Here is a 14,817-nt window from a genome sequence, read left to right as displayed (position 1 = left end):
AAATTAGTCAAATGGAAAAATGCGATTGACTATGATCGATAAATTTCTTTGATTTGCGGTATCGAAGCCCCGCGTGCCGAGATCGTCCTGGCCGCCTCACGGATACCGTCCTCCATGCTCAGGTTCGCAGATCCCGACATCACTGGACTGCTGCAGTCGGGCGACCCGCATCCGGTGGAATGGGTCAATATCTCCGGCCGATCCGCCATTTTCCTGATCTGCGAACATGCGGGGCGTGCCGTGCCTTCGGCGCTTGGCGACCTCGGCGTCGATCCGCAGGAAATGGACCGGCACATCGCCTATGACGTGGGGGCGGAGGGGCTTGCCCGGGGGCTTTCCGAGCGCCTTGACGCGCCTCTCATCCTGCAGCGCTACAGCCGCCTCGTGATCGATTGCAATCGTCCCTACGAGTCCGACGGCTGTGTCGTCAGGCAGAGCGACGGCACCGTGGTGCCCGCCAATGCGGAGGTTGCCGAGATCGACCGGCGCCGCCGCTTCGAGGAAATCCACCGGCCGCTGCATGCCGCGATCGCGGCGGCGCTCGATGATCGGCAAGCCGGCGGCGGCCCGCTGTTTCTCGTCACCGTCCACAGTTTCACTCCGGTCATGCGCGCAACGGGCGCCCGGCGGGATTTCGAGCTCGGCCTGCTGTACAATCGCGACGCCCGTCTTGCCGAACGGTTGGCCGACCTGTTCGCGCGCGCCAATCCGCATGTCACGGTCAAGCTCAACGAGCCCTATGTCGTCGACGATCTCTCCGACTACACGATACCCGTTCACGGCGAAAGGCGCGGCATCCCGCACGTGCTGATCGAAACGCGCAACGATCTCATCACCGATGACCGCGGACAGCGGGAGTGGGCGGACCGGCTGGCCGCCTCCCTTCGTCTGGCGGCGCAAAGCCTTGAAGGAAGCGTATGATGGCCGCAGCCCATCCGACCACACGCGATATCCCGCTCGATCCGGCTGCCTCCGCGATCCTCTTTATCGATGTCCAGAACTTCTCGGTCCTGCGGGACGGCGGCGAGTTCAAGGATGTCTCGGACGAGGATATCGCCGGCAAATACGGGTACTATTTCAAGCGCATCCACGAGGTGGCGATCCCGAACATGCAGCGGCTGCTGGCGGGGTTCCGCAGGGCAGGGATCGAGGTTCTGCACACCACGATCGAGAGTCTGACGAAGGATGGCCGCGACCGGAGCCTCGATTACAAGATCACCGGCTTCAACGTGGCGAAGGGATCGCATGACGGCAAGGTGATCGACGAGCTGGCGCCGCTTGAAGACGAAATCGTCTTTCCGAAAAGCTCGTCCAGCGTCTTCGTTTCGACCCATATCGACTATGTGCTGCGCAATCTCGGCGTGAAGCAGATCGTGCTGTGCGGACTGCTCACCGATCAGTGCGTCGAATCCGCCGTTCGCGACGCCTGCGACCTCAACTACCTGGTCACGCTCGTGCCGGATGCCTGCGGAACCTACTCGCAGGAGCGTCACGACTTCTCGCTCAACGCCATCAAAGGCTACTGCCGGCAGATCTCGACCGCCGATCTTCTGAAGGAGATCGGCCAGTAAGCGAAAGGCGGCTTGAGGAAAGGACCAAGGAGACACCCGAGAACGTGGCGAATAAGCCCAAGAAGGCAGGCCCGCTTGTCAGTTCGCAGCCGAAAGGCACCTTCCAGAAAAGAGGAACAACCATGATGAAGACGTCCAGAATTCTGATGGCAGCCGCCGGCGTGGCGCTGGCCGGCTCCGCGGCGCTCGCCGACGACGGCAAGATCGTGATCGGCGGCGCCTTGTCGATGACCGGCATTCAGGCGCCGCTCGACACGCCCGGCTACTACGGCGCCCAGGTGGCGGTGAAATACCTCAACGACAATGGCGGCGTGCTCGGCAAGCAGATCGAGTTCATCAATATCGACGGCAAGTCCGATCCGGTCACGGTCGGCAATGTCGCGGTCGAACTGATCGACAAGGGCGCGGCGGTCATCGTCGCGCCCTGCGATTTCGATTTCGGTTCGCCCGCCAGCCGCGAAGCCCAGGCCGCCGGCCTCGTCGGCATCTCGACCTGCGCGTCCGATCCGCTCTATTCGTCGTGGTCGCTGGGCGACAAGCAGTTCACGCTCTCCATGTGGAACACCACGATGGGGGCGGCGGCGGCCGATTTCGCGATCAAGGAGAAGGGCTGGAAGACGGCCTATGTCGTCACCGATCAGTTCATCGCCTATACCAAGTCGCTCTCCAAGTATTTCGTCGAGCAGTTCAAGGCGAATGGCGGCGAGATCCTGCTGGAAGACACCTATACCAACGGCGACAACAATTTCTCGGCGCAGCTTGCGCGTCTGCAGGCGCTCGGAACGAAGCCCGACGTCATCTTCGTCTCGTCCTATGGTCAGGACATCGGCATCATCATTCGCGCTCTGCGTGAAGTCGGCTACGACGCGCCCGTGCTGGGCGGCGACGCCTATGACGATCCGGCGATGCACGAGGCGCTCGGCGAGAAGTTCGGCAACGACGTCTTCTTCGTCACGCATACCTGGATGGGCCCCGAGGCGCATCCCGACATGGCGGAATTCATCGAGCTCTACACCGCCATGCATGGTTCGGCGCCCGACACGTCCTTCGTCTCCACGGGCTGGGACACGATCATGCTGATCGCCGAGGGCATCAAGGCCGCCGGAACCACCGAGGGCGCGGCGCTCGCCAAGGCTCTCGAGGACGGCCAGTTCAAGCTTCTGACCGGCGATCTCGACTACGGCACCGCCGAGGAGGGGCACGTTCCGAACAAGGCCGCGGCGATGATCGAATTGAAGGGCGGCACGCCGAGCTTCGTCGGCTGGCGCAAGCCTGACTCGCTTCCCAAGCCCTGATTGCACTTTTGGGCCGGCTGACGGGCCGGCCCATCTTCGTTTGGAAAAGCCATGTCAGAATCGCGCCTCGCGCTGAACGACGTGTCGGTGGAGTTCGCCGGCCTGCGCGCCCTCGACCACGTGTCTCTTGCCGTTTCGACCAGTGAGATCGTCGGACTTATCGGGCCGAACGGGTCCGGCAAGACCACGCTGATCAACGCCATCACCGGCCATGTGAAGCTGGCCGCCGGCCGTGTCAGCATCGGCGATACGACCATTTCAGGCCTCTCGCCGCGCGAGATCGCCCTTCAGGGTGTCAGCCGTTCCTTCCAGATCGTCCGGCTTTTCAACGCGATGACGGTGTTCGAAAATGTCGAAGCCGCGGCGTTGGCCAAGGGGACGCCGCCTGACGAGGCGCGGGAGCGGACCAGGACCCTGCTCGGCGAATTCGGCCTCGGCGAGAAGGCCGACGAACTCGGCGAGAGCCTGAGCTATGGCGACAAGCGCCGGGTGGAAATCGCGCGCGCACTTGCTGCCGAACCGCGCTTCCTGCTGCTCGACGAGCCGGCCGCGGGAATGAACGATGCCGAGACCGAAACGCTGCTTCACACCCTTGCCGAGCTTCCGAAAAGCCGGGGGCTCGGTCTCATCATCATCGATCACGACATGAGCCTGATCATGCGGCTGTGTCACCGGCTGCATGTGCTGGCGTCCGGCCGGACCATCGCGGAAGGCGATGCCGCCCATGTCCGCAGCCATCCGGCGGTTATCGAAGCCTATCTCGGCAAGGGGGCGACCCATGCTTGATGTCCGGGACCTCTCCGTGGACTACGGCTCGATCCGGGCGGTTCGCGGCATCAGCTTCCATCTCGCAAAGGGCGAGTTGGTGAGCTTGCTCGGGGCCAATGGCGCCGGCAAGTCCACCACGCTCAAATGTATCGCCGGCGCGTTGAAGGCCTCTGGCGGCTCCATCACGCTGGGCGGGGTCGCGATCACCGCCAGCAGCCCCGAGCAGGTCGTGCGTGCCGGCCTTGCGACCGTGCCGGAGACCCGCGACGTCTTCCCCGATCTGACGGTCGCGGAAAACCTGATGCTCGGCGCCTATATCCATCGCCGGGACCGCGCCGGCAATCGCGACAATCTCGAACGGGTCCACACGCTCTTTCCGCGTCTTGCGGAGCGCAAGCATCAGGCGGCCGGGACGCTTTCGGGCGGCGAGCAGCAGATGCTGGTCATCGCCCGCGCCCTGATGTCGCGTCCCACCGTGCTCCTGCTCGACGAGCCGTCCCTCGGTCTGGCGCCGGCGATCGTCGACCGGATCTTCGAGATGATCGACACGCTGAAGCGGACGGGCCTCACCATCTTCCTGGTGGAGCAGAACGTGAACCAGGCGCTGGCCCTTGCCGACCGTGCCTATGTTCTGCGGCTCGGAAAAATCGTCGCTTCCGGAACCGCCGACGAGATCAGGTCGACCACCGATCTCAGCGCACATTATCTGGGAGGCTGAGCATGGCGTTCACCATCCAATTCGTCATCGACGTGCTGAGCCTTGGCGGTGCCTATGCGCTGATGGCCCTCGGCCTCGTCATCATCTACGGCATCCTGCGCCTCGTGAACTTCGCTTACGGCGAACTGATCATGGTCGCGGGCTACACGCTGTACCTGACCGGCGGCTCCGGCTTGCCCTGGATCGTCATGGCGGTCCTTGCCCTGGCCATGGCGGTGGTCTTCGGCATCTTCACGGACTATGCCGCGTTCCGCCCCGTGCGCGCCAAGTCCGTGACGGCGGTGCTGATCACCTCCTTCGCGTTCTCCAACCTGTTGCAGAACGCGGCGCTTCTGTTCATCTCGCCGCGTCCCCGCTATGTGCCGTTGCCGGAGATTTTCTCGCAAACGGTGGTGATCGCGGGTGCCATCACGCCGGTCCGCAACCTGCTGACGATCGCCGCGTCGATCGTGCTGCTGGCGGCCGTCGCCTTCCTGATGCGGAAGACGACGCTCGGCATCGCGATGCGTGCGGCGGCGAGCAACTTCACCATGGCGCGCATGCTGGGCGTTCCGGCGAACCTCATCATCTCGCTGGCCTTCGCCCTGTCGGGCTTTCTCGCCGGAGTGGTCGGCATCCTGTGGATCGGCCGCATTGGCACGGTCGTGCCGGGGATCGGCCTCGAACCCTTGCTCGTCGCCTTCATTGCCACGGTCATCGGCGGCATGCGCAGCCTGCCGGGGGCGGTCATCGGCGGCTTCCTGCTGGCGTTCATCGACACCACGCTCAACTACACCCTGTCGCAGGATCTCCTGAAGTTCCGCGACGCCTTCACCTTCGGACTCGTGATCCTGATCCTGCTTTGGCGTCCCGATGGCCTCATCAAGGGCCCGGCGAGCGGGCAGCGGACCTGAGGAGCGCTGCCTTGAAACCCTCCCATCTCACCGCCCTCGTCCTGCTTGCCGTCATCGTGATCATCGGTGTCGGCAGCCACCTCATCGGCATCCGCCTCTATGACCGCATTGCCACGAACCTGATGATCTCGCTGGTGCTTGTGGTGGGTCTGCAGACCTTCATGGGCAATTCGGGCCTCCTGTCCTTCGCCCATATCGGCTTCATGGGCCTTGGTGCCTACACATCGGCGGTTCTCACCATTCCCTCGCAGATGAAGGGCATGGCGCTGCCCGACCTCTACCCGTTCCTGACGGCCGTCGAGGTCTCGCCGCTTCTCGCGATGGTCGCCGGCGGCCTGGTCGCGGCGGCGGTGGCGGCGGCGATCGCCTATCCGCTGATGCGCCTGTCCGATGCGGCAGCCGTCATCACGTCCTTCGCGCTGCTGGTCGTGCTCTACACGGTGATGAACAACTGGAGCGCCCTGACGAACGGTCCGCGCACGCTCTTCGGCCTGCCACGGACGACGGACCTTCCCACGGCGGCGAGCGTGGCGGTGCTGGCGGTGATCGCCGCGCTGGTCTTCAAGGAGTCCCGCACCGGCAAGCTGTTGCGCGCCTCTCGCGAGGATGAGGTCGCCGCCGCCGCGCTTGGCGCCAACATTCCCGCATTGCGGTGGCGCGCCTTCATCCTTGCCGCTTTCCTCGCCGGCGTCGGCGGCTCGCTCTGGGGGCACTTCATCACGTCGTTCTCGCCCAAGGCCTTCTACCTCAAGGAGACCTTCCTGATCGTCACCATGCTGGTCGTCGGCGGCGCCAACACCGTAACCGGCGCGGTTGTCGGAACCGTGCTGATAACCGTGGCCTATGAAGGCTTGCGCGGAACCGAAAGCATGCTCAACGCCACGTCGTTCGGCGCCGGACAGGTCATCGGCCTGACGGAAATCGTGCTGGCGCTCGCCATGATCGCGGTGATGATCCTCAAGCCCGGCGGCATTTTCCCAAGTCGCGAGATCGGCGATATCCTCGCCCGCCTCCGCGCCAGGAAGGAGACACGTTCATGACCTGGAAGACCGACTATCGCTCCTTCTACTATGCCAATGCCGAGGAGCCGGAGGATATCGTCCTTGACCCGGAAACCACGGCGTTGCTGGTCATCGACATCCAGAACACCTATCTCGCGCCCAAGGACACGCCCGAGGAAACCGCCCGCTGGCAGCCCTTTTATGATCGCATGCGCCAGACCGTCATCCCGAACACCGCGCGCTTGATTGAGGACTGCCGCAAGCGCAAGGTCGAGGTGATCTTCGCCCGCATCGCCTGCCTGAAACCCGACGGCCGCGACCGCTCGCTGAGCCAGAAGAAGCCGGGCTTCAACTACCTGCTGTTGCCGAAGGACCTGCCCGAGGGGCAGATCGTCGACGAGCTTGCGCCGAGGGCGGACGAGATCGTCATCACCAAGACGACCGACAGCGCCCTGACCGGGACCAACCTGCGCCTGATCCTTCACAACATGGGGATCAAGGACGTCATCTGCTGCGGCATCTTCACCGACCAGTGCGTGTCGTCCACCGTGCGCAGCCTGGCGGACGAGAGCTTCGGGGTGATCGTCGTCGATGATTGCGCCGCCGCCGCGACGGACGAGCTGCACAGGCGCGAGCTCGAGATCATCAACATGATCTACTGCCACGTCGCGCAGCTCGACGAGGTCGTGACCTTCTTCAAGTGAAAGGGCGCGCGCCGATGTCCGGTCTCTATGCCCGAGAAAGCCGATCGGTCTCCACGATGGCGCATCTGCGGTTCTTTCCGCAGGCGGTGACAGGCGGTCACGGATCGTATCTGACCGGGGAAGATGGGCGCCGGCTTCTCGACCTCTCCGCCTCCTGGGGGGCTGCGAGCCTCGGTCATTCCCACCCGGCGCTGCGCGATGCGGTGAACCGGGCGCTGTCGAACCAGGCCGGTGCCAGCTATCTGTCGAGCGCCAACGAGCCTTGCGTGCGGCTGGCCGAGAAACTGCTCACGCTGGTGCCGGAGCGTGCCCGCGGCCGCGTCTGGTTCGGCCATTCCGGGTCCGATGCCAACGAGACCGTCGCGCGCATGGTCGTCTCCGCAACCGGCCGCCCCCGCATCCTTGCCTTCAAAGGTGCCTATCATGGCGGCACCGTCGGCTCGATGGCGGTGTCCGGCCATCCGGCCCAGCAGGGGGCGCGCGCCGCGGGGCTGACGCTCGTGCCCTATCCCGACAGCTATGCCAGCGGCGGTCCGGAAGCCGCAAAGCGGGAAGCTCTGGAGGCGCTGGAGCAGGCTCTCGCCAGCGAAGCCCCGCCGCAGGAGATCGCAGCCTTCTTCATCGAGCCCATTCAGTCCGACGGCGGGATGCTGGTGCCGCCGGACGGCTACTTCCAGGCCGTGGAGGCGATCTGCCGGAAGCACGGCATTCTCATCGTCGCCGACGAGGTGAAGGTCGGACTCGGTCGCACCGGCCGGTTCAACGCGTTCGAGCATTGTCGCATCGAGCCGGACATCGTCGTCTTCGGCAAGGGACTGGGCGGAGGCCTGCCGATCTCCGCCGTCGTCGGGCCCGAAACCGTGATGAACCATGCGGTGGCGTTCTCGCTGCAGACCGTCCACGGCAATCCGGTCTGTTCGGCCGCGGCTCTGGCGGTGCTTGAAACCATCGAGGGCGACAGGCTGGCGGAGAATGCCAACGCCACAGGCCGTGTGCTCTTCGAGGCTCTCGGCAGGCTGGCGGCAACGCAGCCGCTGATCGGGGAGGTGCGCGGCCGCGGTCTCGCTCTCGGGATCGAGCTCGTCACCGACAGGGGCACCCGTCGGCCGGCATCGCGGCAGGCGGCACTGACGGTCTACCGCGCCTACCAGTTGGGGCTCGTGCTCTACTATGTCGGGGTCCATTCCAATGTCCTGGAACTGACGCCGCCGTTGACGCTTACCGAGGCGCAGGCCCTGGAGGGCGCCGCCATTCTGGGCCAGGCGCTTGACGATGTTCAAAACGGGCGCGTCGACGAGAACCTGCTTGCCGGATTCGCCGGCTGGTAAGGCTCCTTCGTCCCGGCGCTCCCATCATCCCTTGCATGGCTGGCCCGAAGCCTGTCAGACAGACCCTCGGCCCGTCGTTGAGGCCGGCGATTCCGGGCGGACGGGCCGCGCCGGTCGTCTGGCCGGGTCGGCACACAAGGAGAGATTTGAATGATCGAACGTATGGATGTCGGGACGCGCCTGAGCCAGATCGTCAAGCACAATGGCGTTGTCTATCTGGCCGGCCAGGTCGGGGAGGGCGCGACCGTCGCCGAGCAGACCCGCGACTGCATCGCTGAGGTGGAGGCGCTGCTCGCCCGCGCCGGCTCCTCGCCCGAGAAGATGCTGCAGGCGATCATCTGGCTGGCGGACATGACCGACTTCGCCGAGATGAACTCGGTGTGGGACGCCTGGGTGCCGGCCGGCTGCGCGCCCGTGCGCGCCTGCGGCGAGGCGAAGCTGGCTACGCCCGAATACAAGGTCGAGATCATCGTCACCGCCGCCTGCGACTGATCTGATCGCGGACGGCGGGGCGACCCGCCGTCCCTTTTTCGCTCCCGCGTTGCGGGCCGGCGTCGTGCCGTGCGTCAACCGGCGTCCGCTGTGGCCGGACCCGGCGGGATCGCAAGCACATCCATCGTGGCGTTCCTCAGCACCTCTTCGGCGACGCTGCCGAGCAGGAACTTGGCAAGGCCGCCGCGACCGCGCGTGCCGACGACGACCAGCCCGGCCTCGTCCTGCCGCGCCGCGGCCAGGATCTCGTCGGCCGTGCCCGATGCGTCGTGGCGCGCCAGATATTCGGCCGGCGCGATGTCGAGCCCGTCGAAAAAGGCCGCAAGCTTGCCGGTCGCCTCGCTCCGCTCCCGTTCCAGATAATGCTCCTTGTCCTCCTTGTTCAGCGAATGGCCCATGGCAAGGCCGATCGCCGGGGCGTCGAAGACATGGAGGGCGGAAAGCCGCGCATGCCCGTGCAGGGAGAGCGCGCGGAAGGTTTCGATCGCCGCGCGCGAGGCATCGGACAGGTCGGTGGCCAGCAGGACGTTGCGATAGGGGCCGACCGGAGGCGCGTTGGCCATCAGCACCGGGCAGGCGACGAAGCGGATGGCACGTTCGGCCGTCGTGCCGACAAAGGCGTCGCGCAGCACCTGCCGGCGATGCGGACCGAGCACCAGCAGGTCCGGCGTCTCATCGTCACTCGCCTGCGCGATGCCGGCGAAGGGGGAGGCGAGGACCACGCGGGTCTCGCAAGCCACCCCGTCGATCCGGCGCAGCGTCGCGGACTGCTCGTAAAGCAGGCGCAACGCCACCTCGCGCTCGGCGTCGACGATCCGTTGCGGCTGGTCGTCGTCGACCACATGAACCAGCGACAGGCTGGCGCCGGTCTGCCGTGCCAGCAGCGTGGCGCGCCGCAGCGCGCGGTCGGACCGCTCGGAAAAATCGGTGGCCACCATGATTGTCTTCATTGCGCGTGTTCTCCGCCGTTCCCGACCTACACAGACACGAGAAAAGGACACTTTCCTTGATCTGGATCAGGCGGGGATCATCATGTTTCGCTATTCTGCGACAAACACGTGCAAAATGGCATACCCATGACCCGAGAGCAGTATCAGACAGTCAGGGAGGTGGCCGAGCGCCTGAAGATCAGCGAGGCGACGGTGCGGCTGTGGATCCGCAGCGGCGAATTGCGGGCGATCGACATCGGCAAGGGATGGCGGATTGCAGACAGTGATTTCGATACCTTCCTGAACAATCATGCGACAAGGGCACGGCCGGATATGGCGTCGCCCGAGGACAGGAGTGCCTGATGGACGTGCTGATCCAGTCTCCGTTTGCCGAGATTGCCGCCTTGCTGGTGATGGCCGCGGCCGTCGGGCTGGTCGGCATCCTGCTCCGGCAACCGCTGATCGTCAGCTTCATCGCGGTCGGCCTGATTGCCGGACCCTCGGCGCTGGACCTCGTCCATGCGGACGAGCAGATCGCGTTCCTCGCCGAGCTCGGCATTGCCGTCCTGCTGTTTCTCGTCGGCATCAAGCTGGACGTAAAGCTGATCCGCTCGCTCGGCGCGGTGTCGCTGTTGACCGGGCTCGGCCAGGTCGCCTTCACCTCGTTCTTCGGCTATCTGATCGGCCTTGCGCTCGGGCTCGGCCACACGACGAGCCTCTATGTGGCGGTGGCGCTGACCTTCTCCTCGACGATCATCATCGTCAAGCTGCTGTCCGACAAGCGCGAGATCGATTCGCTGCACGGGCAGATCGCCCTCGGCTTCCTCATCGTCCAGGACCTGGTCGTGGTGCTGGCGATGATCGTGCTGTCGGCCATCGGCATCGGCGCGGCCACTGAGGGGGCGGGGGGACATGGCGGCGGCTCGGTGCTGACGGTGCTGGTCTCCGGCATCGCCATGGTCGCGCTGGTGGTTCTGTTCGTCCGTTTCGTCGCCACCCCGCTGACCGAGCGGCTGGCGCGGGCGCCGGAGCTGCTGGTGATCTTCGCCATCGCCCAGGCGGCGATGTTCGCCGCCATCGGCGATGCGGTGGGGCTCGGCAAGGAGGTCGGCGGGTTGCTGGCCGGCGTCTCGCTCGCCTCGACGCCCTATCGCGAGACCATCGCGGCGCGGCTGGCGCCGCTGCGCGACTTCCTGCTGCTGTTCTTCTTCATCGCGCTCGGGGCGACGCTCGATCTGTCGCTGCTGGGCGCGCATGTGACCGGCGCCATCATCTTCTCGCTGTTCGTGCTGATCGGCAATCCCTTGATCGTGCTGGCGATCATGGGGGCGATGGGCTACCGCAAGCGCACCGGCTTCCTGGCCGGCCTGACCGTGGCGCAGATCAGCGAGTTCTCGCTGATCTTCATCGCCATGGGCGTCTCGCTCGGGCATGTGCGGGACGATGCCCTCGGCCTCGTCACGATGGTCGGTCTCGTCACCATCGCCGCCTCTACCTATATGATCACCTATTCCCACCACCTTTATGCCTGGTGCGAGCCGTTGCTCGGCCTGTTCGAGCGCAGGGGCACGCCGCGCGAGCCGAGCGAGGCGGGGGCGCATGAGGTCACCGGCCACAAGGTGATCATTTTCGGCCTCGGCCGCTTCGGCACGGCGATCGGCCTGCGGCTGCAGCGGCGGGGCATCCGCGTGCTCGGCGTCGACTTCAATCCGCTGGCGGTGCGGCGCTGGCGCGAACTCGGTCTGGAGGCCGAGTTCGGCGACGGCACCGACCCGGAGTTCATCTCCGAACTGCCGATGTCCCATGCCGAGTGGCTGGTGTCGACCGTGCCGAGCCACGTCACCGGGCTCAGCCAGGAGGATCCGCGCACGACCCTGCTGCAACTGGCCCGCAGCGCCGGCTTCGGCGGACGTATCGCCGTCTCCTCGCATCACGCCAGCGATACGGAGACGATGTTCAAGGCCGGGGCGGACATGGTGCTGGAGCCGTTCCAGGACGCTGCCGACCGTGCCGTCGAGCTGCTCTGCGGCGCCCGCAAGGAGGAGCGCACGGTCATTCCGCTGATCGAGAGCGAGGCGAGGGAGGCCTCCTGAGGCCGCCCTGCCGCCGCGTTCGCTCAACGCTTCGCCTCATCCATCTCGGCGCTCTCGCGGGTCAGGTAGGTCCGTGTGATGCCGGGGATGCGCTCGGCGAGCCAGCCGCCATATCGATGGGTTCACGACCTGGCTTCCGCAACGCTTTGCGCGGGCCTGGCTACCAGTCGCGCCTTGCGGCAAGCTCGGTAAGCTGATCGGCCAGCTCCGCGGCGAACTCCTGCACCAGCATGGAGAGCGGCCGGTTGGCGGGCGTCATCAGCGACAGGTTGTGGTGCAGTTCGGGGGCGAAGGGACGGAAGACGATGCGGCTCGACGTCCCGAACGTTTCCTCATGGCTGATGGCGGTGAAACTGTCGCAGATCGTGCAGCACAATCCTTCCGAGACGAGCTGCAGCGCCGGCAGGAAGGTGCGCAGCTCGAAGCGGCGGTTGAGGCGCGCCCCCGCATCCCGAAAGGCACGGTAGGTCTGCACCGCGGTGATGTGCTCGTCATACAGCATGGCGAGCGGCCGGCCGTCGAGGTCGGCCGGCGTGATCACCTCCCGTTCGGTGAGCGGATCGTCCGCGGGCATCGCGCAAAGCCCGGGAAAGACGAAGTCCTGCGAACGGATCGTGCGCCGCGGCTCGGACGTCTCGGCAAGGCCGATGTCGTATTGCTGCGATGCGATCCAGTCGGTGATGACCACCGACGACTGCATCATCAGCGAGACTTCGACCTGCGGGCGGCCGCGCAGGAACCCTGCCACCACCTTGGGCATGAAAAAGCCGGATGCGGCCGGATTGCAGGCGATCCTGAGCTTGCCCTTTTCCAGGTTGCCGATTTCCTGCAGCGTGCGCGCCGAGTGCGACAGGCGCTCCAGGACGAATTCCGCCTCCTCCAGGAAGTAATGGGCCTCAGGCCGGGCCACCAGCCGGCCGCGCTCGCGCTCGAACAGGGGAAAGCCGATTTCCCGCTCCAGCCCCGAAATCATCGCGCTCACCGCCGGCTGGGTCCGCCCGAGGGAACGGCCCGCCTCGGAGACCGAGCCCGTGCGCATCACCTCCACGAAAGTCTGCAACTGGCGGAATGACAGGTTCATGTCCGTCCCATAGGGTGACTTTATTGATATAGCAGTAATTCTAATTTGATTTTATGCCATAGCAGATCCGACAATGGCAACTGCAATGGAGGTTGCTGTGGCGCTCGCAAGACCGCCATGAGAGGGGGGCGTGTTTTGGACCGGTTTGCGAAATACCTTCTGACGACGCTGATCTGCATCGTGGCGCTCGGTCAGTTTGCTCAGGCACTCACGCGTTACGTCTTCCAGATTCCGGTGATGGGGCTGGAGGAGACGATGATGTATCCGACGCTCTGGCTCTACATTCTCGGGGCGGTCAATGCGTCGCGGGAGAACAGCCACATCCGGGCCAACGTGCTGGAGATCTTCCTCAAGACGAAGCGTCAGCACACGATCCTTGCCATTATCGGCGAGATCCTCAGCCTGATCATCGGCCTCTGGCTGCTTTACTGGGCCTGGGACTTCACCCGCTATGCCTGGCGCGTGTGGAAGGAGAGCCCGACCCTCTACATCCCGACCTTCTACTCGGATGTGGCGCTGGTGATCGGCCTTGCGCTGATGATGCTCTACACGGCGATCCACATGGTCGGCCATGTCCGTGCCCTGGCGGGTGAGGGCGCACGATGATCGAGATCGCGCTTCTGGCCATCGCGGCCCTCGTCGTCACCCTGTCCTTCGGTGTTCCGCTGCCCTGGTGCTTCGGTGCCGCGCTGATGGTGATGTACTATCTCGGCGACGTCACCATGAAGGGCATGGTGCTCTGGGGCTTCCAGCAACTGGGCAACCCCGTGCTGCTGGCCATTCCGCTCTTCGTGCTTGCCGGCGCGGTGATGTCGGAAAGCGGCATCGCCGCCTCGCTGCTGCGCTTCGTCAACGCCTTTGTCGGCCATGTGCGCGGCGGCCTCGGCATCGTCGCGGCGGTGAGCTGCGCCGTGATCGGGGCGATCTCCGGCTCCGGCCTCACCGGCATTTCGGCGATCGGCCCGCTCCTGATCCCGGAGATGGAAAAGCGCGGCTATCCGCGCGAATACGCCACGGCCCTGATCGCCAATTCCTCGATCCTCGGCCTGTTGATCCCGCCATCCCTCAGCATGATCCTGTTCGGCTGGGTCACCGAGACCTCGATCCTTGCCTGCTTCCTGGCGACGCTTGGGCCGGGCCTCTTGATCATGGTCAACTTCTCGCTCGTCAACCTGTGGATGTCGCGCAAGTTCAACCTGGTGCTGGACGAAAAGCCGGCGCTCGGGGACCTTGCCGGCGAGGTGGCGCGGCGCGGCGTCCATGCCTTTCCGGCGATGCTGATGCCGGTGATCATTCTCGGCGGCATCTATGGCGGCATCGTCACGCCGACGGAGGCGGCGGCGCTCGCGGTGATCTACGCCGTGCCGGTCGGCTTCCTCGTCTACAAGGGGCTGAAGCTCGAGAACTTCCTGTTCGCCGGCAAGGAAGCGGCCACCGCCGTCGGCGCGATCATGCTGATGATCCTGTTCTCGATGATCGTCGGCCAGATGTTCGTCTATGAGGGCGTCCCGCAGCAGCTCGTGCAGGCGATCTTCGGCATCACCGAGAACAAGATCCTGCTGCTGATCATGATCAACGTGCTGCTCTTCCTGATCGGCATGGTGGTCAACGACACGACGGCGATCCTGCTCGTCGCCCCGCTCCTGATGCCGTTGATGCAGGCGATGGACGTCTCGCCGGTGCAGTTCGCCGCGATCATGGGGGTCAACACGGCGATGGGCGGGGTCACGCCGCCCTATGCCTCGATCCTCTATCTCGGCGCGCGCATCGGCAAGGTGAAGGTCACCAAGGTGATCCCGCCGGCGATGCTGCTGATCGTCACCGGATACCTGCCGGTCGTCTTCCTGGTGTCGTTCTGGCCGGACCTGTCGCTCTACCTGCCGCGGCTGTTCGGCTACTGACCCCGACAACAACAAGAAGAACCCTGAACTGCATAACCTGAAG

The 14,817-nt window shown here is 65.2% G+C and carries 16 protein-coding genes; 14 read left to right on the top strand and 2 right to left on the bottom strand.

What is annotated here, in order from left to right; translation table 11 throughout:
* Positions 1-114: 114 nt before the first annotated feature.
* From TSB10P1A_RS17000 to TSB10P1A_RS16955, 10 genes are all read left to right on the top strand, one after another.
* Positions 115-921, top strand: coding sequence for an N-formylglutamate amidohydrolase (locus tag TSB10P1A_RS17000; RefSeq protein WP_186389139.1), 807 nt, complete (start codon positions 115-117; stop codon positions 919-921).
* Complete coding sequence (locus TSB10P1A_RS16995; protein ID WP_186389138.1) at positions 921-1,571, top strand: isochorismatase family cysteine hydrolase; 651 nt, start codon at positions 921-923, stop codon at positions 1,569-1,571. The genes TSB10P1A_RS17000 and TSB10P1A_RS16995 overlap by 1 nt, the downstream gene beginning before the upstream one ends.
* 122 nt (positions 1,572-1,693) lie before the next feature.
* Positions 1,694-2,866, top strand: coding sequence for an ABC transporter substrate-binding protein (locus TSB10P1A_RS16990; RefSeq protein WP_186389137.1), 1,173 nt, complete (start codon positions 1,694-1,696; stop codon positions 2,864-2,866).
* 51 nt (positions 2,867-2,917) lie between these two features.
* Complete coding sequence (locus TSB10P1A_RS16985) at positions 2,918-3,652, top strand: ABC transporter ATP-binding protein (protein ID WP_186389136.1); 735 nt, start codon at positions 2,918-2,920, stop codon at positions 3,650-3,652.
* Positions 3,645-4,352, top strand: coding sequence for an ABC transporter ATP-binding protein (locus TSB10P1A_RS16980; RefSeq protein WP_186389135.1), 708 nt, complete (start codon positions 3,645-3,647; stop codon positions 4,350-4,352). Before TSB10P1A_RS16985 ends, TSB10P1A_RS16980 begins: the two co-directional genes overlap by 8 nt.
* Positions 4,353-4,354: 2 nt before the next feature.
* Positions 4,355-5,245 carry a branched-chain amino acid ABC transporter permease gene (locus TSB10P1A_RS16975; protein ID WP_186389134.1) on the top strand — a complete coding sequence of 297 codons (891 nt, stop codon included), beginning with the start codon at positions 4,355-4,357 and terminating at the stop codon, positions 5,243-5,245.
* A gap of 11 nt (positions 5,246-5,256) precedes the next feature.
* Entirely contained in the window at positions 5,257-6,285 is a 1,029-nt protein-coding gene (locus tag TSB10P1A_RS16970; protein ID WP_186389133.1) for a branched-chain amino acid ABC transporter permease, read from the top strand.
* Positions 6,282-6,950 carry a cysteine hydrolase family protein gene (locus TSB10P1A_RS16965; RefSeq protein WP_186389132.1) on the top strand — a complete coding sequence of 223 codons (669 nt, stop codon included), beginning with the start codon at positions 6,282-6,284 and terminating at the stop codon, positions 6,948-6,950. The genes TSB10P1A_RS16970 and TSB10P1A_RS16965 overlap by 4 nt, the downstream gene beginning before the upstream one ends.
* 14 nt (positions 6,951-6,964) lie before the next feature.
* Positions 6,965-8,278, top strand: a complete 1,314-nt coding sequence (locus tag TSB10P1A_RS16960; RefSeq protein WP_186389131.1) for an aspartate aminotransferase family protein — start codon at positions 6,965-6,967, stop codon at positions 8,276-8,278.
* Positions 8,279-8,428: 150 nt separating this feature from the next.
* Positions 8,429-8,770, top strand: a complete 342-nt coding sequence (locus tag TSB10P1A_RS16955) for a RidA family protein (RefSeq protein ID WP_186389130.1) — start codon at positions 8,429-8,431, stop codon at positions 8,768-8,770.
* A gap of 74 nt (positions 8,771-8,844) precedes the next feature.
* Here the strand turns inward: TSB10P1A_RS16955 and TSB10P1A_RS16950 are convergent, their stop codons facing one another.
* Complete coding sequence (locus TSB10P1A_RS16950; RefSeq protein WP_186389129.1) at positions 8,845-9,720, bottom strand: universal stress protein; 876 nt, start codon at positions 9,718-9,720, stop codon at positions 8,845-8,847.
* A 126-nt stretch (positions 9,721-9,846) separates the two neighbouring features.
* Here TSB10P1A_RS16950 and TSB10P1A_RS16945 point away from each other — a divergent pair, with 126 nt between their 5' ends.
* Complete coding sequence (locus TSB10P1A_RS16945; protein WP_186389128.1) at positions 9,847-10,062, top strand: helix-turn-helix domain-containing protein; 216 nt, start codon at positions 9,847-9,849, stop codon at positions 10,060-10,062.
* On the top strand, positions 10,062-11,792 hold the full coding sequence (locus TSB10P1A_RS16940) for a cation:proton antiporter (protein ID WP_208987128.1): 1,731 nt from the start codon (positions 10,062-10,064) through the stop codon (positions 11,790-11,792). The genes TSB10P1A_RS16945 and TSB10P1A_RS16940 overlap by 1 nt, the downstream gene beginning before the upstream one ends.
* Positions 11,793-11,952: 160 nt before the next feature.
* Here the strand turns inward: TSB10P1A_RS16940 and TSB10P1A_RS16935 are convergent, their stop codons facing one another.
* Positions 11,953-12,873, bottom strand: a complete 921-nt coding sequence (locus TSB10P1A_RS16935) for a LysR substrate-binding domain-containing protein (RefSeq protein ID WP_186389127.1) — start codon at positions 12,871-12,873, stop codon at positions 11,953-11,955.
* A 135-nt stretch (positions 12,874-13,008) separates the two neighbouring features.
* Here TSB10P1A_RS16935 and TSB10P1A_RS16930 point away from each other — a divergent pair, with 135 nt between their 5' ends.
* Together TSB10P1A_RS16930 and TSB10P1A_RS16925 are read left to right on the top strand one after the other, a co-directional pair.
* Positions 13,009-13,479 carry a TRAP transporter small permease gene (locus tag TSB10P1A_RS16930; protein WP_186389126.1) on the top strand — a complete coding sequence of 157 codons (471 nt, stop codon included), beginning with the start codon at positions 13,009-13,011 and terminating at the stop codon, positions 13,477-13,479.
* The gene (locus TSB10P1A_RS16925) at positions 13,476-14,774 is read left to right on the top strand and encodes a TRAP transporter large permease (RefSeq protein WP_186389125.1); all 1,299 of its coding nucleotides are present in this window, start codon (positions 13,476-13,478) and stop codon (positions 14,772-14,774) included. The genes TSB10P1A_RS16930 and TSB10P1A_RS16925 overlap by 4 nt, the downstream gene beginning before the upstream one ends.
* Positions 14,775-14,817 lie beyond the last annotated feature (43 nt).

The organism is Stappia sp. TSB10P1A, from assembly GCF_900185725.1.
Taxonomy (GTDB): domain Bacteria; phylum Pseudomonadota; class Alphaproteobacteria; order Rhizobiales; family Stappiaceae; genus Stappia.
This window is presented reverse-complemented; position numbering and strand designations above follow the sequence as displayed.